At 40.7% G+C, this 21,674-nt stretch carries 18 protein-coding genes; 13 read left to right on the top strand and 5 right to left on the bottom strand.

What is annotated here, in order from left to right:
* The first annotated feature begins 2 nt into the window (after positions 1 to 2).
* The 9 genes from ACYQ3L_RS10510 (at position 3) to ACYQ3L_RS10470 (ending at position 11,162) form a co-directional block, all read left to right on the top strand.
* The gene (locus tag ACYQ3L_RS10510; RefSeq protein WP_379996114.1) at positions 3 to 1,031 is read left to right on the top strand and encodes a GHMP family kinase ATP-binding protein; all 1,029 of its coding nucleotides are present in this window, start codon (positions 3 to 5) and stop codon (positions 1,029 to 1,031) included.
* Between the two features lie 4 nt (positions 1,032 to 1,035).
* A complete protein-coding gene (locus tag ACYQ3L_RS10505) occupies positions 1,036 to 1,869 on the top strand; it encodes a hypothetical protein (RefSeq protein ID WP_379996116.1) in 834 nt (277 codons plus the stop codon).
* A gap of 18 nt (positions 1,870 to 1,887) precedes the next feature.
* Positions 1,888 to 3,321 (top strand): MBOAT family O-acyltransferase, encoded by a 1,434-nt coding sequence (locus tag ACYQ3L_RS10500; RefSeq protein ID WP_379996118.1) that lies wholly within the window; start codon positions 1,888 to 1,890, stop codon positions 3,319 to 3,321.
* A gap of 6 nt (positions 3,322 to 3,327) precedes the next feature.
* The gene (locus ACYQ3L_RS10495) at positions 3,328 to 4,422 is read left to right on the top strand and encodes a hypothetical protein (protein ID WP_379996121.1); all 1,095 of its coding nucleotides are present in this window, start codon (positions 3,328 to 3,330) and stop codon (positions 4,420 to 4,422) included.
* A 7-nt stretch (positions 4,423 to 4,429) separates the two neighbouring features.
* Complete coding sequence (locus ACYQ3L_RS10490) at positions 4,430 to 5,491, top strand: glycosyltransferase family 4 protein (RefSeq protein ID WP_379996123.1); 1,062 nt, start codon at positions 4,430 to 4,432, stop codon at positions 5,489 to 5,491.
* Between the two features lie 1,061 nt (positions 5,492 to 6,552).
* Positions 6,553 to 7,254, top strand: a complete 702-nt coding sequence (locus ACYQ3L_RS10485) for a succinate dehydrogenase cytochrome b subunit (RefSeq protein ID WP_291108327.1) — start codon at positions 6,553 to 6,555, stop codon at positions 7,252 to 7,254.
* Between the two features lie 44 nt (positions 7,255 to 7,298).
* Entirely contained in the window at positions 7,299 to 9,272 is a 1,974-nt protein-coding gene (locus tag ACYQ3L_RS10480) for a fumarate reductase/succinate dehydrogenase flavoprotein subunit (protein WP_379996125.1), read from the top strand.
* Between the two features lie 19 nt (positions 9,273 to 9,291).
* The gene (locus ACYQ3L_RS10475) at positions 9,292 to 10,047 is read left to right on the top strand and encodes a succinate dehydrogenase/fumarate reductase iron-sulfur subunit (RefSeq protein WP_379996127.1); all 756 of its coding nucleotides are present in this window, start codon (positions 9,292 to 9,294) and stop codon (positions 10,045 to 10,047) included.
* A 179-nt stretch (positions 10,048 to 10,226) separates the two neighbouring features.
* The gene (locus ACYQ3L_RS10470) at positions 10,227 to 11,162 is read left to right on the top strand and encodes a putative 2-dehydropantoate 2-reductase (RefSeq protein WP_379996129.1); all 936 of its coding nucleotides are present in this window, start codon (positions 10,227 to 10,229) and stop codon (positions 11,160 to 11,162) included.
* 52 nt (positions 11,163 to 11,214) lie between these two features.
* Here the strand turns inward: ACYQ3L_RS10470 and ACYQ3L_RS10465 are convergent, their stop codons facing one another.
* Positions 11,215 to 11,865, bottom strand: a complete 651-nt coding sequence (locus tag ACYQ3L_RS10465) for a S24 family peptidase (protein WP_291108337.1) — start codon at positions 11,863 to 11,865, stop codon at positions 11,215 to 11,217.
* A 251-nt stretch (positions 11,866 to 12,116) separates the two neighbouring features.
* Here ACYQ3L_RS10465 and ACYQ3L_RS10460 point away from each other — a divergent pair, with 251 nt between their 5' ends.
* Positions 12,117 to 13,817, top strand: coding sequence for a hypothetical protein (locus ACYQ3L_RS10460; RefSeq protein ID WP_379996132.1), 1,701 nt, complete (start codon positions 12,117 to 12,119; stop codon positions 13,815 to 13,817).
* Positions 13,818 to 13,904: 87 nt separating this feature from the next.
* Positions 13,905 to 14,651 carry a BT1926 family outer membrane beta-barrel protein gene (locus ACYQ3L_RS10455; RefSeq protein WP_379996134.1) on the top strand — a complete coding sequence of 249 codons (747 nt, stop codon included), beginning with the start codon at positions 13,905 to 13,907 and terminating at the stop codon, positions 14,649 to 14,651.
* A gap of 624 nt (positions 14,652 to 15,275) precedes the next feature.
* On the opposite strand, the gene porN is transcribed toward ACYQ3L_RS10455, so the two are convergent.
* The 4 genes from porN to ACYQ3L_RS10435 all read right to left on the bottom strand — a co-directional run bounded on the left by porN (position 15,276) and on the right by ACYQ3L_RS10435 (position 19,667).
* Entirely contained in the window at positions 15,276 to 16,316 is a 1,041-nt protein-coding gene (gene porN / locus ACYQ3L_RS10450; protein WP_379996136.1) for a type IX secretion system ring subunit PorN/GldN, read from the bottom strand.
* A complete protein-coding gene (gene porK / locus ACYQ3L_RS10445) occupies positions 16,316 to 17,740 on the bottom strand; it encodes a T9SS ring complex lipoprotein PorK/GldK (protein WP_379996138.1) in 1,425 nt (474 codons plus the stop codon). The genes porN and porK overlap by 1 nt, the downstream gene beginning before the upstream one ends.
* 149 nt (positions 17,741 to 17,889) lie before the next feature.
* A complete protein-coding gene (locus tag ACYQ3L_RS10440; protein WP_379996140.1) occupies positions 17,890 to 18,843 on the bottom strand; it encodes a PorP/SprF family type IX secretion system membrane protein in 954 nt (317 codons plus the stop codon).
* 167 nt (positions 18,844 to 19,010) lie between these two features.
* On the bottom strand, positions 19,011 to 19,667 hold the full coding sequence (locus tag ACYQ3L_RS10435; protein WP_379996142.1) for a YceI family protein: 657 nt from the start codon (positions 19,665 to 19,667) through the stop codon (positions 19,011 to 19,013).
* Between the two features lie 219 nt (positions 19,668 to 19,886).
* On the opposite strand from ACYQ3L_RS10435, the gene ACYQ3L_RS10430 reads away from it, so the two are divergent.
* Together ACYQ3L_RS10430 and ACYQ3L_RS10425 are read left to right on the top strand one after the other, a co-directional pair.
* Complete coding sequence (locus tag ACYQ3L_RS10430; protein ID WP_379996144.1) at positions 19,887 to 20,798, top strand: LysR family transcriptional regulator; 912 nt, start codon at positions 19,887 to 19,889, stop codon at positions 20,796 to 20,798.
* 14 nt (positions 20,799 to 20,812) lie between these two features.
* Positions 20,813 to 21,604 carry a tetratricopeptide repeat protein gene (locus ACYQ3L_RS10425; protein ID WP_379996146.1) on the top strand — a complete coding sequence of 264 codons (792 nt, stop codon included), beginning with the start codon at positions 20,813 to 20,815 and terminating at the stop codon, positions 21,602 to 21,604.
* Positions 21,605 to 21,674: the final 70 nt, after the last annotated feature.

Here is a 21,674-nt window from a genome sequence, read left to right as displayed (position 1 = left end):
CTATGATTATAAGAAGTAAAGCGCCTTTCAGACTGGGATTGGCAGGTGGGGGAACGGATGTTTCTCCCTATTCGGATCTGTATGGCGGCTGCATACTGAATGCGACTATCAGTTTGTATGCATATGCCAATATAGAACCCCGCTCCGATAACAAAATCGTATTCCGTATACCTCAGAATAATGAAGAATATGTATTCGATGCGGCCTTAGAACTTCCTATATTGAATGACAAAGCCGATCTGATGAAAGGAATTTACAACAGGGTGGTGAAAGATTTTACCGGTAAACCATTATCTTTCACTCTTACCTGCGCCCTGGAAGTTCCTTTCGGATCGGGGTTGGGAACATCTTCCACATTAGCGGTTGCTATATTAGGGGCATATGCCGAATGGCTTACATTGCCTTTAGGCGAATACGACCTGGCTTATTTGGCATACCTGATCGAACGTGCCGACCTGAAGCAAGCCGGAGGGAAACAAGACCAGTATGCAGCGGCATTCGGAGGATTCAACTTCATGGAGTTCTACTCCGAGGATAAGGTTATTGTAAACCCTCTGCGTATCCGCAACGAAACAATAAATGAACTGTCGAACAATATGCTGCTGTATTATACCAATACAGGCCATAATTCAGGTGATATAATAGAAAAGCAGCAAAAGAACGTCACAGAACAGAAGTCAAAGTCTATTGAGGCAATGCACCAGATAAAGAATCAGGCATATGAAATAAAGGAAGCTATTCTTAAAAACAACCTTGGCGAAATAGGACATATTCTGCATCGCGGATGGACCTATAAGCGGGAAATGGCAGACGGTATATCAACACCGCTGTTTGAAGAAATATACAATACAGCAATAAATGCAGGCTCATCGGGAGGGAAGATATCGGGAGCCGGAGGAGGCGGATATGTGTTTTTTTATTGTCCGGGCAATACACGGTTCGCTGTATCTAAGGCATTGGAAAGACTGGGAGGAAGGGTGCAGCAGTATTCTTTTACTAAAAAAGGGTTGGAAACCTGGCATATAAGATAAACGAATGAAGCTGGCTGTCCTTATACGCGTTTACGATAGAATCGAGGATTTGAAATACAATCTTCAGATTATCTCCGATACCTGGAAAGAGAATGATTATTATATTATAGTCGTCAGTAACGGTAAAAAAAATGGCCACGACATTTTACCCGAATCTATCCCTTATATAGACAAACTGATAATTCTCGAGGAAAATGCCGGACATAGGAAGGGGAACTCCCAGCTGCTGATAGAAGGTATGAAGTGCATCCCCGACGACTGTAAATATACATTGATACTGGAAGCCGACACATGGGTTTATGGAGATAGTATACAGTCTAAATATACGAAACTGCTATCGGAAAAAGCAGATGCCGTGTGGGCCAGCGCCGACTGGTATGACAAGTATTATGCTCTGGCTACAGACTTTGCTATTATAGAAACAAAATATATAAAAGACAACCCCGGGATATTTGATTTTGAACTCTTTCCGGAATGTCATATCACAAACTTTTTACGAGATACAAATGTTAGATTCATATGGATAAGAGAGAATATGCCGGTACATGTACCAAGCTATATCCGATACAGTTATCCTTATGTACCCAATATCAGGGAAGGGCGTTTTTATATATTCCCAAAATCCAGGACAGTAACTCATCATATCGAGTTTCTGAAAGGCGGAATGGAACAAAAAAAACGCTATTTTAATATACTGGCCGGCACTGATTATTTCCCGCAGGTGAAATCCGGGAATAAAGCGTGGAACCGGTTTAAAATGAACTTCTGGATAGGGTTGAGCAAATGTTTTGTAAAACGTAGCTGGTATAGCAAAAAAACATATAAAGTAATAGAGTAAAAGCGATTTTTCAGATTTATGATATTTTCCACCTATATATTCACTCTCGTCTTTTTGCCGGTATTACTGATTCTTTATTTCGGCATATCGCGCTATGTATCACGAAAAGTACAGCATTTATTTTTGGTATTCGCTTCACTGGTATTTTTCGGATACAATCATATATTCTATGTATGGCTAATACTCATTTCTATATCTGTCAATTATGTAATGGCTACGGGTGTGCAGAGTGCAGCAAGGACTATTTGGAAGAAATTGTTTTTTGTCACGGGGATATTATTTAATGTTTGCTTACTGGGATATTATAAATACTATAATTTCTTCTTAGACAGCCTCAATACCGTATTCGATACGCATTTTGTACTCAAAGGCATTATGCTGCCGCTTGGGATAAGCTTCTTTACCTTCCAGCAGATAGCCTACCTGATAAGCGTGAATAAGAGACAGGAAAAAGTGCCCGGAGTATTGGATTATGTTCTTTTTATCACCTTTTTCCCCCAACTGGTAGCAGGTCCTATCGTCTTTTCTCAGGATGTAATGGCTCAGTATCAGGATGACAAGAACCGTTTCTTCAATATAGACAATTTTGCACAAGGCCTTTTCATATTTATCATTGGTCTTTTCAAAAAAGCGGTGGTAGCCGATACGCTGAATATCTTATCCTCGAATGCTTTTTTCGACCCCAATTCTTTATCTTTCGGAGCGGCATGGCTCGGTTCTCTGGCTTATACATTCCAGTTATTCTTCGATTTCAGCGGTTATTCCGATATGGCGATAGGCCTGGGTAAGATGTTCAATATTAACCTGCCTGTGAACTTCTATTCACCCTATAAGTCGAAAAGTATTACCGAGTTTTGGAAACGGTGGCATATAACACTGGGACGCTCCTTGTTTGTTCTTATTTACGTTCCGCTCGGAGGTAACAGGAAAGGATATGCCCGTACCTGCTTTAATCTTTTCGCTGTGTTCTTTGTGAGTGGACTCTGGCATGGGGCAGCATGGACGTTTGTATTATGGGGTTCGTTACACGGGCTTGTCCGTGTATTTGAGAAGATATTTGACAAGCAACTGGATAAAGTTCCTGACCTGATAAGGATTTTCTTTACATTCCTGTTTGTAAGTTCGGCGCTGGTATTGTTCCGTTCGTTGACCGTAAACGATGCACTGATAATGCTGAAAACAATGTATATTCCTGATACAATTTCGTTTGACGGAATTTCACACCTGGCATTCAATACGACATTGGCTTATCCGGACATGATGCAGTCGATATTTGTAATTGGAACTCTTCTGATAGTATCATATTTTGTATTCCTCTTCCCGAAGAACAGTATCGATTTGTATAATGAATTCAAACCGAAACCGAAAATCGCCATAATGTCGGCAGTTATGTTTTCGATAGCCGTAATCCATTTTTCTAAGGTGGGAGCTTTTATCTATTTTAATTTTTAGTAAAATATGGATACATCAGATAAGAAATATACATCCAAAACCTTTCTGACGGCATTTAGCATATCGGCAGTCGCCTTGCTGCTAATTATCGGGCTGACTTGCTATATCATCGACCCGTTTCTGCAATTCAGGGTGAATCCAGAATCCCGTTATATATTGAATCCCCGTTTTGTAAATGGAGGACTGGCCAGGAATTATGAATACAATACGGCGCTTATAGGTTCGTCGATGGTACAGAGTTTCGATATATCAACTATGCGTAATACTTATCAGGGGATGAAGCCTGTAAAGTTATCTTCGGGGGGAATGAACCTGGCAGAGATGGAACTATTGTATTCAATCGTACAGGAGAGGGGTGTGAAAAACATCATAATGAACGTAGATATGCCGTTCTTCAATCAGGCCGGGGTTGTATCCCGTTATCCGGATTATCTTTATGCAGATGGCTTCCTGGATAAGCTACAATACCTGTATAGTTATGAAGCCCAGATACAATACATTCCCGCAGACTTAGGCTTGGAACTGTATTTTAAAATTAAAGACGGTAATCTGCCGGATATATATAGGATGAAAACAAATATTGACCAGATAGGTACTGAGAGTTATGCCAAGACCTACGATGCCGAATTTGTAAAAAACTACTACCTGGCAGGAAACAGCGTATTATACCAGCATGTGGAACATATCGAAGAGCGGATGGACAATAGCCTCACTTCCTTTATTGCCAAGCTGGAAATAGATAAACACAAGGATGTGAATTACACATTTATGTTCCCGTCCTATTCGGCCCTGTATTGGTACCATACACGCAAGCATGATTATTATAACCAGTTTCTTGGCTTTGCAGCTAAGTTTACCCGGATGGTGGAGAAATACGACAATGTAAGGGTGGTTTCTTTTCTCGACAGAAATGAAATTACAGATTTGAACTATTATGGGGATGTTACCCATTTTAGCCCTGCCTTGGGCGATAGCATAATGATGAATATGTTTAACCCCAGGTATGAAATAAATTCTTCGAATGTGGATGCAATGGCACAGCGGGTAGATAGCCTTGTGGATGCATTTATTGAAAAAAATAAAGACTGGTTACCCAAATAAAATTTATATGTTTGTTGTAAACGGGAGATTTCTTACTCAGAGGGCTACGGGCGTTCACCGCTATGCATTCGAGATATGCAATAAACTGCATGAAATGGGTGTGGATTTTCATGTAGCTACCCCTCAGAAAATACATCCCGAATACAAGTTCAGCTTCAAGACGGTAAAGTGCGGTTCGATGAAGACTCATTTGTGGGAGCAAATCTCATTGCCGCGTTATCTGAAAAGTATAGGTGATCCGCTACTTGTCAGTTTTACAGGTTGTGGCCCTTTATACTACAGTAACCAGATAATGACTATCCATGATGTATCGCATGAGCGTTACCCCGAATGGTTCTCGAAGAACTACTACCGCTTTTATCATTTTATGATGCCCCGCATAGGCAAAAAAGCGCACGCGGTAGTCACAGTGAGTGAGTTTTCTAAAAATGAGATTGTAGATACACTGAGGATAGATACGGCTAAAATACATGTGATACATAGTAATGTGCCGTTTCATAATAAACCTGCGCGGGAAGAAATATTGAATTATAAGCCTGACCCGGACAGTGAAAAATATATAATTGCTGTATCGTCCATGGACCCCCGTAAAAATTTCAGCAGGCTTGTGGAAGCATTCAATAAGATAGACGATAAATCGGTAAAGCTATATATCATCGGCATGTCCTTCAAGGCATTCAATACTCCAGACTTGAAAAAACTTATAGGAGAGAATGTACATCTGCCGGGATATATACCTGACGATGAGCTACAAGAAATGTATCAGAATGCACTATTGTCGGTTTACCCTTCTCTATACGAAGGCTTCGGGCTACCTCCTTTGGAATCTATGACCTATGGTTGTCCTGCAATCTGTTCCGACATTCCCGCTTTGCGTGAAATTAGCGAAGACGCCGCTTTGTATGTTGACCCTTATGATGTGAAAGATATGAAATCAAAAATAAACCTATTGTTGAAAGATCAGGATTTAAGGGAGCAACTTCGCCTTAAAGGTCTGGAACAGATAAAAAAATATTCGTGGGATGAATCCGCCCGGCAGGTTTATGACCTTGCGCAGAAATATATATAAAAAGCTTAGATAGAAAAGATAAGGAGGGTGTGTCAAAAGCAGTTTTTACTTTCTATTTACATACGCTACGCTCCTGTGACCGTTGGTTGTCATGTTGAACGGAGTCAAACATCTCGTGCCAGAAGGGTCGAGATTCTTCATTACATTCAGAATGACAAAGAGGGTAATAATTTGATAGTACAGTTTTACTTTTGACACACCCTCTTTGTTATGTTTATATTTCTGGTTTATCTATATAGTGAGCTTAACGGCTTGCCGTTCTTTGAAAGGTTGAATAAGGATTTAAAGATTTAAGGTTTAAAAATTAAAATGTATAAAAGCTGTAACTTTTGTTACCTTTTAACAAGTAGTAAGTTATAAGTAAAGAGGTACGAGTAGACGAGACATAAGACACAAATTGTTGACTGATAGCTGTTTACTATTAACTGATATATCTGTTACTTTTGTTACTTTTTATATAGTGCTCTTTGTGTAAATCTTTGTGCCCCTTGTGGTAAAGAGTTTTAACCACTAAGTACACGAAGGGAATCACAAAGGGCACAAAGGCTAAAAAGACTGTTACTTTTGTTACCTTTTAACAAGTAGTAAATTTTAAGTAATAAGTAGTAAGTCATAAGTTGAGAAAGCTACATTACTGTTCACTGTTTACTGTTCACTGATATATCTGTTACCTTTGTTACCTTTTAACTAAATATAGCTGAGAATACGAAATTAGAATAAAGTGTCAGTAGTGAGATAAAAAGCAAATCTGAACTTACAGAATTATTAATTTTTCATTCTTAGTTATTAATTACGTTCTGTTACTATTTCCACTCAAAATTTACATTATGATTATTACCGTAATCCCTAGCTGTGAACAAAATAGAATATATGGGAAAATATGTTCAAGGATTAACAAATCATTTTACTTTTTAATCAAAAACGCATTCCATTTCTTTTGAAAATCCCTTTATTTAATCTATTTTTGCATGACAATAGAAAAAAGCAATTGCATATGGTTATTTTCTATCACTATCAGCTAAAAATTTAACTATTCTAAATAACTAAAACAATTTTAATTTATGAGTTGGTTACTTAAATCTTCTATTGGTAAGAAGTTGATAATGAGTATCACTGGTATCGCTCTTATCTTGTTTTTGCTGTTTCACGCTTCGATGAACGTGACGGCTGTATTTTCGGAGGATGCCTACAATACCATCTGTGCTTTATTAGGAGCTAATTGGTATGCTGTGGCGGGGACTGCTGCTTTGGGTGCACTTGTTGCCATCCATTTCATCTACGCTCTCATTCTGACTTTACAAAACCGTAAAGCGCGCGGAGGTGACGCTTATGCAGTAAACGTACGCCCTAAACATGTAGAGTGGGCTTCACAAAACATGTTTGTCCTGGGTGTAATTGTCATCGGTTTCATGGTGCTTCACTTTAGCCAGTTCTGGTATAAGATGATGTTCACCGAGCTGATGGGACACCACGAAGTGGCCCTTGGCGGTGAAATGGTTTCCCCTCAGGATGGGGCTGCTTTCATCAAGTATTATTTCAGCCAAACCTGGGTTGTGGTTGCATACCTTGTTTGGTATGTTGCACTATGGTTCCATTTATCTCACGGATTTTGGAGTGCGGTTCAAACCATCGGTTGGAATAATCTGGTTTGGATGAATCGCTGGAAAGTAATCAGTCAGGTACTTGCCACTGTTATTTGTCTGGCATTTGCTTTTGTAACCATCTACTTTTATGCAAGACATTTACTGTGTCCGTTTTGTTAAGTAGGCGCTGATTATTTTTGTTAAAGATTAAAAGAAAAACAGATATGAGTAATATACTAGATCCAAAAAAAGATTCAAAAATACCTGAAGGACCATTGGCAGAAAAATGGACCAACTATAAGGCGCACCAGAAATTGGTGAATCCCGCTAATAAACGTCGCCTCGACATTATTGTAGTAGGTACAGGCCTTGCAGGAGCATCGGCGGCCGCTTCTCTTGGAGAAATGGGCTTCAACGTGCTTAACTTCTGTATTCAGGATTCCCCTCGCCGTGCACACTCCATTGCAGCACAGGGAGGTATCAATGCCGCAAAGAATTACCAAAACGATGGTGACTCTGTTTACCGTCTTTTCTACGATACTATCAAAGGTGGTGATTACCGCGCCCGTGAAGCAAACGTATACCGCCTTGCTGAGGTTGCAAACAGTATCATCGACCAGTGTGTGGCCCAGGGTGTTCCTTTTGCCCGCGAATACGGAGGCCTGCTTGACAACCGTTCATTCGGTGGCGCTCAGGTATCGCGTACATTCTATGCTAAAGGGCAGACAGGACAGCAATTGTTGCTTGGTGCTTATTCGGCTCTTAGCCGTCAGGTACACAAAGGCAGCGTAAAACTGTATACCCGTTACGAGATGGTAGACGTGGTTCTTATAAAAGACAACAACGGCGAAGAGCGTGCACGCGGTATTATTGCCCGCAACCTTGTTACAGGTAAACTGGAACGCTTCGCTGCTCATGCCGTGGTAATTGCTACAGGAGGTTACGGTAATGCGTTCTTCCTTTCTACCAATGCAATGGGATCGAATGGCTCGGCTGCCATTCAGGCATATAAAAAAGGTGCTTACTTTGCAAACCCTTGTTTTGCTCAGATCCATCCTACCTGTATTCCTGTTCATGGCGAATTCCAGTCGAAACTAACTCTGATGTCGGAGTCGCTTCGTAACGATGGCCGTATCTGGGTGCCTAAAAAGAAAGAAGACGCGGAAGCTATCCGTGCCGGTAAATTGAAACCAACTCAAATCAAAGAAGAAGACAGGGATTACTATCTGGAAAGACGTTATCCTGCATTCGGTAACCTTGTTCCGCGCGACGTGGCTTCACGTGCAGCGAAAGAAAGGTGCGATGCCGGTTATGGCGTAGGTTCCACAGGCCTTGCTGTTTACCTCGATTTTGCCGATGCCATCAACCGTCTTGGTAAGGATGTGGTGGAAGCTAAATATGGTAACCTGTTCCAGATGTATGACAAAATAGTGGATGAAAATCCATACGAAACACCAATGATGATTTATCCGGCTATCCACTATACAATGGGTGGTATCTGGGTTGACTATGAACTGATGACTTCTATCAAAGGCCTGTTTGCACTTGGAGAAGCGAACTTCTCTGACCACGGTGCTAACCGTCTCGGAGCGTCTGCACTGATGCAGGGATTAGCCGACGGATATTTCGTATTGCCCTATACTATCCAGAACTATCTGGCCGACCAGATTTCTGTTCCCCGTTTCAGTACCGATCTGCCTGAATTTGCGCAGACAGAAAATGAAATCAAGGAAAAAGTTGCCAAGCTAATGAATATCAAGGGTAAACGCTCAGTTGACTCTATTCATAAGGAACTGGGTCTCATTATGTGGGATTTTGTAGGAATGGGCCGGACCAAGGAATCTTTGGAAACAGCTATCGAAAAGCTGAAAGCTGTGAAGGTAGAGTTCTGGTCTAATGTCCGCATACCGGGTGAAGCTACCAGTCTGAACACTGAGCTTGAAAAAGCATTGCGTTTAGCAGACTTTATCGAGATAGGCTTATTGATGGCATATGATGGATTGAATCGTAATGAGTCTTGTGGAGGCCACTTCCGTGAAGAATATCAGACACCGGAAGGTGAGGCTATGCGTGATGATGAACATTATTCTTATGTTGCCTGCTGGAAATATGACGGAGAAGGCCAAGCTCCTGAGCTTGTGAAAGAACCTCTCGACTATGAATTTGTAGTTAGACAACAAAGAAACTATAAAGCGTAACTTGTAACTCAGAAAAACGATGGAAAAATTAATCAATATAACATTAAAAGTTTGGCGTCAGAGAGGTCCTCAGGAAAAAGGGGCTTTTGAGACATATCCATTAAAAGGCATTTCTACAGAAAGTTCTTTCCTTGAAATGTTGGATATTTTGAATGAAAACTTAATCAACGAAGGCCAGGAACCTGTTGTGTTCGACCACGACTGCCGCGAAGGCATCTGTGGTATGTGCAGCCTTTATATAAACGGACATCCGCACGGGCCGGATGAAGATATTACTACCTGCCAGTTGCATATGCGTAAGTTTAAGGATGGCGAAACTATCACCATTGAACCTTGGCGTTCCGCAGGTTTCCCTGTTATCCGCGACCTTATGGTAGACCGTACTGCCTTCGATAAAATCATGCAGGCAGGAGGATATGTTAGCGTAAATACCGGAGGTGTGCCGGACGCTAATGCTATTCCTATCCCTAAGACGGCTGCTGACGAAGCTATGGATGCAGCATCGTGTATTGGTTGCGGTGCTTGTGTGGCAGCTTGCAAAAACGGTTCGGCTATGTTGTTTGTATCCGCGAAAGTAAGCCAGCTGGCACTTCTTCCACAGGGACGTGTAGAGGCAGCGCGCCGTGCAAAAGCGATGGTTAGCAAAATGGATGAACTTGGCTTCGGTAACTGTACAAATACACAGGCTTGTGAAGTACAATGTCCGAAGAACGTTTCTATTGCGAACATTGCGCGTATGAACCGTGAGTTCCTGAAAGCAAAATATAAAGACTAGTAAGTTTTGATTATAGAATTGGAAGCGGCTATCTGAAGATAGTCGCTTTTTGTTTGTATATTTATGAAATCTAAATATATTTATCTATAGGTAAAGAGATGACGAAGATTGACCTTATAGTTAGATTTTTGTACATTTTATATTTAATTAATTAAATAATTTTTCAAGAAAATCGTTTTATGTCACTTAAATATGCAGTAATAGGTACCGGAGCCATAGGAGGTTACTATGGCGGACGGCTGGCCAACTCAGGACAGGAAGTACACTTCCTGTTGCACTCTGATTATGAGTTTGTAAAGAAGCATGGTTTGAAAGTAGATTCCGTTCATGGGAATTTTTACTTGAAGTCGGTACACGCATATAGATCAACATCGGATATGCCGAAATGCGATGTCGTACTTGTTGCCTTAAAAACAACAAATAATAAGCTGTTAAAAGAACTCTTGCCTCCCCTGCTACATAAAGATACTGTAGTAATCCTTATTCAGAACGGCCTGGGGCTGGAAGCCGATTTACAAAAAGATTTTCCCGGAGTGAGCATTGCCGGAGGACTTGCTTTTATTTGTTCCAGTAAAATAGGGGAAGGACATATCGGGCATTTCGATGAGGGGCATCTCAACATTGGCTCTTATTCGTGTGCCAATCCCGAAATATTAGAACAGGTATGCAGCGATCTCATACAATCCGGTGTAAGAACACAGGTGCTCGAGCTGGAGAAAGCCCGCTGGATGAAGTTGATCTGGAATATCCCTTATAATGGTATGACAGTTGTAATGAATAGCACCACCGCTAATTTAATGGGTGATCCGGTTATGGTAGAGTTACTTTACAGCATTATGCTCGAAGTCGTGCATGGAGCTAATTCTGTCGGTCAGGGCAGGTTCTCTATACCAGAAAGTTATGCAAGGGATATATTGGAGATGACACGGCATATGACACCATACTCTCCCAGCATGAAGCTGGACTTTGATTATCGGAGGCCTATGGAGATAGAGTATATATATTCACGTCCTATTTCCGAGGCAGAGAGTGTGGGATATAAAATGACACGGATCGCTATGCTGAGAAGTCAGTTACAGTTTATAGAAACGCAGTATTTATCTGGTAATAAATAGCATCTGGAGTGGCTGACGGTTGGAAATCAGCCTTTTCTCTATTTGTATAAGTTTATAACACTTTTGTAGAAATTACACCCTTAACTAAAAACAAGCGGCGTATAAGAGATTTATCCAGAAGCATTTCATCATAATGTTCGGTATTGCGTGGGATGAGCCGCAACAGAGTGTTATTCTCGTTTACAGTTCTTAGATATTTAATTGTTGTGTACTTGTCCGTTACAATCAGGTACATTTCTCCCGGGAGTATCAGATGCAGGTTTATTTCTTTCAGTGCAACTATCGAACCGGATGGTATCTCCGGCTTCATTGATTCTCCGACAAAGAGTGCTGCAAGATCACAATTAGCCAATGATGGTACCTCGATATAATATAGTGGTTCGGGAAGAGTGATTTCGGTCTGTTCATCCGAGTCCATTATTATGGAATCATAGAATGGTATTTTCTTTTTGGATGAAGATTTCCTGTTTTCTTCAGATTCGTTGATGTACATCGTTCCTTCCCCGGTAAGTAACCACGCTTTACTTATATTGCAATATTTTGTTGTAATTTGTTCTGCCAGATCTTTGCTTATTGAATTCTTGCCATTTTTTATGCGGTACAAGTTTTCAGATCTTTTCAGACCTATTGAGGTTGCAAATTTATTGATAGAGAGATTGGTCGATTCTATGACTTTTACAAGTCTATCCCAGTTGTCGTTCATTTTCCTTTTACAAATTTTAAAATAATATCAAAAAAACTTTTTTATACAATATAAAATTGTATATTTGCAATCAAATATTGTATTTATGAATAGTGCTTAGCTATTCACAGTATATATAAACAAGTAAAGTTAGATAATTATCGTAGAAACATATCTTTTTGATATATTTTAATATTTAGAGACAACATATGCTATCACATAAATAACTGAATTGATAAACAACTAATTTATTAACAACTAGCTTTTTTATTATGAAAAAACTTAAGTTTTATATTCCTGTATTGGCTATAGCGTGCGCAGGAATTGTATTTTCTACAACATCGTGCGTTGATGACAACGAGTCGCAAAGCGTAACCCAATTGCGTGGCGCTAAGGCCGACCAGCTGAAGGCTGATGCAGAGCTTAAAAGAGCACAGGCGGAGGTTGAAAAAATCCTTGCAGAAGCTGAAAAAGCTTTGAAAGAAGCGGAAGCAGAAAAAATTAAAGCAGAAATTGAGTACAAGAAAGCCGAAACAGAATACCATAAAAAGTATTGGGCTGAAGAAATCAAGAAAATGGAAAAAGCTACAGAAGTAGCTATCAAGAAAGCTGAGGCTGAATTGGAGAAAGAGAAAGCTAATCTTGTAAGAGCTCAACAGGCTTTAGCTCAAGCTTTAGCTGAGGCTACAGTAGAAGACCCGGCATTGAAAGCAGCAGTACTTGCATATCAGGATGCGATAGCTAAAGTAAATCTCCATACAGTTATTTTCTCTGAAAAGACAATCAGATTGGCTAAAGAAAATGAGTTGCTTGCCGGATATAAAGCAGGGAAAAATGAAACTTTAGCTAATGATATCAGGTTGAAGGAAAGAGATATCGCTAATATGAACATTGGCCTCGAAAACGACAAAGCCGACCTTAAGAGATGGCAGGATCTTTTAGCTACTACTGATATAAAAGATACCGAAAAAGAAATAGCTAAAGCAAAAGCCGACGAAAAAGCACTGCTGTTTACTGATATCCCTGCTCTTGAAAACAAACGTTTGCAAGCAGAGATCGTTTACAACAATGCAAGTAATACATGGTACGATTTCTATGATAACGCTTACAACTGGAGAACCGGCAAGGTGTATACAATCGCGGAATTGAACACAATCCTTGCAGACATGAAAGCTAATCTGGCTACAGCTAAAGCAGATAAGACTAAAGCAGAAGCTGATTTTACTGCTGCTACTTCAGCACTGGTAGGATTACATACCGATTTCAGAAAAGCAGAAGCTGACAAAGCTAAAACAAGAGCGGCTCTGGATAAAGCAATAGAAGATCGCAATACAGTTTATAATAACCCTTCGTCTACACAGGCTCAGAAAGATGCTGCTGACGCTGCTGTTACCGCTGCTGATACTGCAGATAACGCAGCCGCAGTAACTCTTGCCGATAAAAGCAACAAGTACTACGACGGCCAAAATAAGGTTGACAATGCGCAGCGTGCAGTAGAATACGCTACTAACTCTATTAACTATTTGACAGAAGATATTGCTGATATGGAAGCCGTGAAAGCTATCTACAAAGATGAATCTACTCCGGCAACGTTAAAAGCTGCCTATGATAAAGCAAGAACAGACTATTATGCAGCTGTTGATGCTAAGGATGTAAAAGTTCGTGAAGCAAATTCTTTGAGAAACTACTACTGGACGCTTGAATCAGCTGTATTTAACGGCACATATATAGGAGATATAAAAGAGCAGCAGATAGAAAGACTTGAAGATGCTATTGCTAGCACTGAATTGTCTATCAGTAACATAGAGAGAAATATCAAAGAGTTGGAAGCTACTACTACATACGATATATCTACGAAAGTAGCCGAGATTGCTGCTCTGACAGAAGAAGTAGCTCAAGAAAAACTCCAGATGGATGCAGCTAAAAAGGACGCAGCTGTTGCTAAAGCTATAATAGACGCAAAAATCAAATAAAAACACTGGAAGGTTAATCTATCTGGCAATGAGTTGAGGGAACAATATTCCTTCCTCAACTCATTCTGATAAAAAACAGAAGTTAAAATGAAGAAAATATTATGTTTAACAATGCTCCTGTCTTTTGCTTTTTCGGCTTTTGCTCAAAACTCAAGTGACGTGGCTCCAAAAAAAGGCGACTGGATGGTCTCCGTCAACTTCGGAGTCGGGTCATATATCGGGACAGACGCTCCGGCTCCCAATAATCCGGCCTATACATTATCGGCATCTACATCGGCATGGTTCGATAAGAATCCTATATTGGATATAGAAGGCAGGTGGTTCGTGTCGGACAAGTGGGCGCTAAAATTGACGGGAGGGTTTAACTTCAGTCACAATCCCGCTTATAAGGAAGTTACCAGAGCAGCCTTAGGCGAGGATTTCGAAGCAGGAGACATTCCTACATATAATGCAGTGCCAAGCAGAGACAATATACAATTCTTTGCAGGCATAGGAGCAGACCATTATTTCAAAACGAAATGGGATCAATTACATCTGCGCATAGGAGGTGAATTCGGTTATGCTTACGGCCGTGTATCTGCAAATGCTGTAGATAGTGAAGACTATCTGGGTACAAGCGTAGGTGAAGCTTATGTATTAAAGGTAGCTCCGGTTGTAGGTGCGGACTATTTTATTAATTCTGCTTTATTCTTAGGATTTGATATCCGTCCGGTGGCTTATCAATACTCAACTTATAGCATCCGTCCTCAGGCAGGATTAGGACTGCTTTCATCTGATAGTCACTCTTTTTCAATCTTATCACAACCGATGATAAAATTAGGAATCAGATTTTAAGAGATCTGTCACTAATTAGTTAAGATAATTAATGTGAGAGAGAAGGTTTTCCGAGAGGAAAGCCTCTCTTGTTTTTATATGGATACAGATATGAAAAGGTAACAAAAGTAACACGGAAAGCAATTAAGAATTGAGAATGAAAAATTAAGAACCAACGGTTAATGGAGCTAATTTTTTCCCTCGTAACTCGTAACTGCCCTAGGGCGAAGTAACTTGTAACTGTTAAAAAGTAACAGATATATCAGTTAACAGTAAACAGTGAACAACTCGTATTTTGTATCTCGTATTCTGTCCACTCGTAACTCGTAACTGCCCTAGGGCGGAGTAACTTGTAACTATAAAGTAACAAAGGTAACACTTGTTTCAGTAAACAGTCAGCAGTTAACAACTCGTATCTTGTATCTCGTATCTTGTCTACTTGTAACTCGTAACTGTTAAAAAGTAAACTTTTCTTACTGTTACTTTTTACTGTATCTCCGTTTTCAGGTTCAAAAAAAATGTCAAAGAACTATTCCCGGATGAAAAGACCATCGGCGACATTCTATAGATAAAGTTTTCGTGAAAGAATAGCAAAAAAGCGACAATCTAATGATTGCCGCCTTCTCTATTATATTATATTTTATCTTATCTCCTGTCGCGAGCGGAATAGGTTGCATTTGATGAAGACGATTTCGGTTTGCTGACTTTGGATGCCTTTGTCTTTTTAGGATTCATATCCCCGGCTGCTTTTATCGAGTCGTTGATAACCCACAGGTCCTTGTCGAATTGCTTTAGTTGGGTTTCGATACTGTCCTGCGCATGTTGCAATGCCTCCGGAGTGGTAAATCTCTCTTGCAGGAACTTATTTTCCATATTGGTTGTCTTATATATTTCACCTTCATACAGCCTGAGCCTGAAATAATCGTCAATGGTTTTATTCATTACATTATTCAGGTCAGAAGTCATTATCGGCATTCGCGCAGCGTATGGCCTTATATATTCGTATGGTATCCAGAATTGCGGTTCGCGGGAACCGGTAGCTGACATAGACGATTCCATATCGTCATCACCAAAATACCGCTGGCGGAACAAGACCGGGCATATAGCTACTGTTTTTACCCCCAGTACTGAATTCGACTGGTCAAAATACCAGGCTTCTTTTATGTAATAACCCAACGCTTCATTGCTGGGAATACTAAATTCATCAAATGTGTAAATGTTGCCATTCTTCTGGTATGGTATTTCGAGCCGGTTGAGTACATCGCCGAAATCTATAATCAGGTTGTCCGTAAATAGATCCTGTCCCTGATTCCAGTCATATCCTATAAGGCTTCCGTTAGCCATCAGCTTGAATATCATTGTGTACAGGTTCATCTTTTCGCCTACCGGTTGTACAGGATAGAATAAAGCCGCGTTTTTCCCTTTCGTAAGATCCAGAAAACGATATACTTCGCGTATCCATGTGGCATTCGACAAATCACGGGTCTGATTTTCGTTCATCATTTCTGCGCGAACGGATAATTGAGGCACTTTAGGTCCGTTGCTCTGACCTTGTGCTCCTTGTTCTTGCTGCTGTTTTCTGGCCAGTCTGTCGCGCAGCGATTCCTGCTGGTTCTGCGCCTGCATCATATTAGTTAGGCAGAACACGCAGAGCAATATTGTTGTTATGTGGAATATTCTTTTCATTATTTCTTTGATTTTGCAAAGCCTATTTGTGTCCTTACACATCTGAAGCCGATATAAGAGCGTGGTTGGTTCTGGAATTCACCTTCTCTCATATCTCCTCTGATATTGCGTCCTATATCTTTCCACGAACCGCCTTTTACGACTTTTTTCTTTATAGCATAAGGGTCCTCTTTTGCCGCATCATATTTGTATTGCGGATTCATATCATTCATCAGTTCCGTACCCGATTCGGTATATGAAGTTGAAGTCCATTCAGATACATTACCGGCCATATCGTATATTCCAAACCGGTTTGGGATATACGACGCTACACGCGAAGGTATCAGGTTGCCATCTTTGGTATAATTGCCTTCTCCCGGTTTAAAGTTTGCCATGAAGCAGGCTTTTTCATCCATTGTCCCTTCCCGGTCCCACGGATATTTATTCTCGCTGCGTCCGTTCCGTGCAGCAAATTCCCATTCACCTTCGGTAGGTAAGCGGAAATTCTCTATCGGACGGGCATTCTTCGGCTGCCCCATACGGTAGAACATCGTACGCCACTCGGCAAAAGCCGTGGCTTGCTCCCATGAAACACCCACAACAGGATAGTCATTATAACCCGGATGGGAGAAATACATTCTCATGTAAGGCTCATTGTAAGCATTATTGAAGTCATTCACCCAAACTGTCGTATCAGGGTATATATTTACGATCTTGGTATGTACAAAGTCGAAGAGTGAGCCCAACGGTCGAACAATCGTTTCGTTAACCGGAAGTCCTTCTTCATTGATATATGCCGTATCTTTCGAAATCATTACCACCTGACCGGGATCTACGGTTATATCAGTGTTTAATATCCTTTCTTGCGGATTTAGCCTGTTTCTGCGTTTCGCAGCTTCCGTATAATCGAACCATTCGTATTTAAAATTCATTTGGGCAGGGTCTAATCCCCTCTTTCCGGTTATCGGATGAACAGACGTCACACTGTTGATAGCGCGCTCTTCTTCTTCCAAAGGCCTTTTCGGGATTGGTTTTTTCCAGTCCAGATAAGGTTTTACCGGTTCACCGTAGCGGTCTTCCGTAATTTTAAAGGTTTCGTCTCCCCCAAAAGCAGGATCGGCCAGACGCTCGCGGATAATGGAGTCCCGCACCCAATATACAAACTGACGATACTTGGAGTTAGTCACCTCGGTTTCGTCCATCCAGAAGTTATCGACGGATACGCCTTTCGGATTGGCTTTTATATCCCATAGGGAATCATTCTCTGCAGGGCCCATCTCTATCGAGCCTCTCGACACCAGTACCATCCCATAAGGTGACGGCTCGGCCCATGATGAACCTTTTTCTCCGGTTACTTCACCTCCGATACCTGAACCGCCTGTCGACCTTCCGCAGGAAACCAGTAATACAAGTGAAGCTATAGTTACAAAAAACAGTTGTTTCATATATCTCTGTTAGCCTTCGGCTACTTATTTTTTAGGCTTGATCTTAATTGTTTGTCGTAATTTTGTATTAAGTCCCCTACCCCAAAGGGAAACTCTTCATTATTATTCTATTTTACATCCTCCCCCCTCCGGGGAGGCTTAGCGGGGCTCTATAATATCCTTATACTCTTGCTTGCTTTTACTTCACGTTTCTTTTGTAACGGAATACTATAGCGTATAAACAATTCATGGCTTCCATGACTGACAGTAGACACATCCGATGTCAATAAGTCGTATGAATAGCCTGCGTCTATGTTCCTTATTTTTACGCCCAACAAAAATACAAAACCTTCGTCTTTTCTCCAAGATATTCCTCCATTGAACAGTTTATTATATTCAATTTTTGCCGTAATATCAAACTGATAGGTCACAGCATCAGATTTAAAGAAAGCAGAAGGCTGCAATTCTATTAACGGATTATTCAGCCTTATATTGTATCCGCCCATTAAATAATAAGTACGCCCGACGAATGCCGAGCTGTTATCATTCAGGTCGAACTTCGGTTCCCAAAGATGAGTGGCCGAGAAACCTATGTAATAATCAGGGGTGACCCATGCCACACCCAGTCCTGCATCGACCACCTTGCTTCCTGCGGCTGAAGGATATGCGGGGTCCTGCTCCCCCGGAGTATGGTAATCGCTGTTTGGAATATGTATTTTAGCGGCGTCAAAACTTACATTAAGCAGGCCGCCCTGTAGTCCGATATGCAGTATCTTATTATTTTTAAATTTGAATTTGTACGCGTATTGCCCTAAGAAATACGTATTTGAGAACAGTCCTGCTTTTTCATTTGTGATTATAGCACCTATTCCATGCTCTTTCCCGAAGAAGTTAACCGGCATATTCAGTGAGACCACGGAAGTAACAGGAGCATTGGTTATGCCCACCCATTGACGGCGGTGCAACATTGAGCTTTCTATATTACCCGTTTCGCCGATAAAGGCCGGATTGTAGAAGTTCTTCATTCGCCAATACTGGCTTATCTGGGCATCCCACTGTCCGTGAACAGCTCCGAAACCAAAAATGAAAAACAAAACAGATAATATGGTATATTTAAACCTCATTCACAAAATCAGTGGGTTATGCTGTGCAAAGTAACAATAATTTATTATTAATACGGACCGGTAGTCCAAATATTATAATTGATACATTAAAAAATGTCTGATTTATATAACAACGGCCTTGACTGTTATAGTCAAAGCCGTATATAATATTAAATACCGTTTATGTATTATTGAGCTGCTTTTGCTACAATTGTTATATGCAATTCGATATTATCGTTCACAATATTTTCTTTCAGATTGGCAAACAGGGTTTTTGAACCGTATTTTACATTCCATTGTGTACGGTCGATCGTAAACGGAACGGTAACAGCCTTATACAGTTCACCTTCTTTAGTAACTTTCGCGCCGAAAGAGATATTTTTTTCCACATCTTTCAGTTTCAGATTTCCGCTGACCGTATAGTTCACACTGTCATTCGGTGTTGCAAGTGCTTCTACTTTGGTAATGGTAAAAGTGCTTTCCGGATATTTGGCTACATCGAAGAAATCTTCACTTTTCAGATGGTTTACCAGCATATCATTCATTTTAGCTTCCGTAAGGTCTTCATCTACAATTGCATTCATATCTATTACGAATGAGCCCGAAGCCACTTCTTCTCCATTAACGGCAAGGCTTCCGCTCTTTATACCGATTGTCCCGTGATGGGACCCTCCCACTTTAGATCCTACCCAATGTATGGACGATGCCGAAGGATCTACTGCCAGTTCAACTCCGGTTCCCGATGCAGCCGCCTGAGCATCCGTTCCTTCTACCTTATTTTTAGCAGCGTTGTTGCACGATGCCATGAATACCAATGATGCGATTGCCAATAAATATGTTTTCATTTTCAATTTCCTTGTTTAATATTAATATAATTTTGTTTTAAATATGTCGCAAAGTTAAAATACTTCATTCTATTCTCAAAATAGTTATATTGATACATAATCATAAAAAAATTAATAGATTTGCAGAATAAATCAATTAAATAAAAATCTATAACTAAAGAGTAAACGTATTTGACGTATGACATGTTCACTCTGAAAATCTATAAATCATAATTATATATGGTCAATCTGGAATGGTACAGGACATTCAAAGCAATCTATCAGTACGGGACACTCACCCGTGCCGCGCAGGAGCTGATGATATCCCAGCCCAATATGAGTATTCAGCTGGCATCGCTCGAAAGCTATATAGGGCAACAACTCTTCGTGAGGCTCCCCCGCAAAATGATGCCCACCGAGTACGGCAAGCAGCTCTATACCCAAATTGTGGAATCGATAGATAATCTGGAGCGAGTAGAAACCGAGTTTAAGCGTACAGTACTGAACAAGGCTCCAAGCATCCGTTTAGGCACGCCTGCCGAAATCTTTAATGATTATCTGGCTGAGCATGTAGGCAATCAAAAAGATCTGCACCTGACGGTGGAATACGGCCTCGCTGATATCCTGACCGAGAAAACCATCAGTCATGATCTCGATATAGCGATCATCACACGACAAAATAAATCGGCGGATAACCTCACTTATGAAGCATTATTCACCGAATCGTTTATGATCGTATGCAATCCGGCTATGGACACAACCGGGTTCGATGCCTGTATAGAAAAAAACAGTATAGAAGATATCGAAAAATGGCTCAAAGCACAAAAATGGATTGCCTATAGTACCGATCTGGCATTAGTAAGGAGATTCTGGCGGGAAAATTTCAAGAAACGTCCTATACTGAAACTACATGCGACCATACCCGACAACGACGGTATATTGAGGGCGGTAAGCAACAGCGACGCACTGGCCGTTTCATCCGACCTGATTGCGGGAAAAGCTCTGGAAAAGGGATTGGTAAAAGTTCTCTGGAAAGGAGAGGCTCCCGCGACCAATACGCTTTATCTGGCATATAATAAGGATAAAATACAACCTCAATACGTAGAAAAAGTAAGGACTTTTATAAAGACATATATTAATACCACTGAATAAACCCGATCTGCCACATGAAATATATAATAATACTCACACCGTTCTTATTCACATCTTGTAATGTAAGTTCTGTCGCCGGATTCGGTATAGCGGGCATCGTTGCCATGTTTGTCCTGATGTTTATTCTCTTTGCTGTCATGTTTTTCCTGATTGCAAAAAGACGGAAACAGGGAGAAAAAAGCCTGGTGAAATTTAACAATGACATCTATATTGCGCTCAATAAACTATCTGTTCCTCAGCAGAAAATAAATATGCTGAACAATCTGATCGAGCGCATCAACAATGACGAGAAATATAAAAAAGATACCGAATGGCGCAATAAAGTACTGCTAAAAACATATATGCATCTTGCGACTATCTATTATCAGACAGGCAACGAAATGGAGACGCTCAATACCTGCTCAAAAATCATAGAACTCGATCCTAAAGACGGAATGGCTTATTATAACCGGGGATCGATCTACAGCAATATGGGACTGTATGAAAAAGCTCTGCATGACTTTAACCGTACCATAGAATTGCAGCCCGATTATGCCAGCGCCTATAATAACAGGGGTCTGACACATGAAAAAATGGAACATTACGATGAAGCACTCTCCGACTTTGATGAAGCCATAAAATTGGAAGGATCGCCCGTTGCCTGGTACAACAGAGGAAATACACATTACGAACTGGCCAATTACCAGGCAGCTTTGGAGGATTACGAGGCAGTACTGGCTAATCTTGACGAAAGCAGTGACAGTGACATAAAAAATGATGTGGAAATCAGCATACGCATAACAAAGGAAAAGATTGCCAATATATAAAATTAATAAAAGCATAGGCTTAATCTATATGGCAGAGTTGTCTATTCAGCTTAAAAAGTATAATTTTGCA

The organism is Dysgonomonas termitidis, assembly GCF_054657735.1.
The sequence above is the reverse complement of the archived record's forward strand: the minus strand, read 5'-3'. Positions and strand labels throughout refer to the sequence as shown.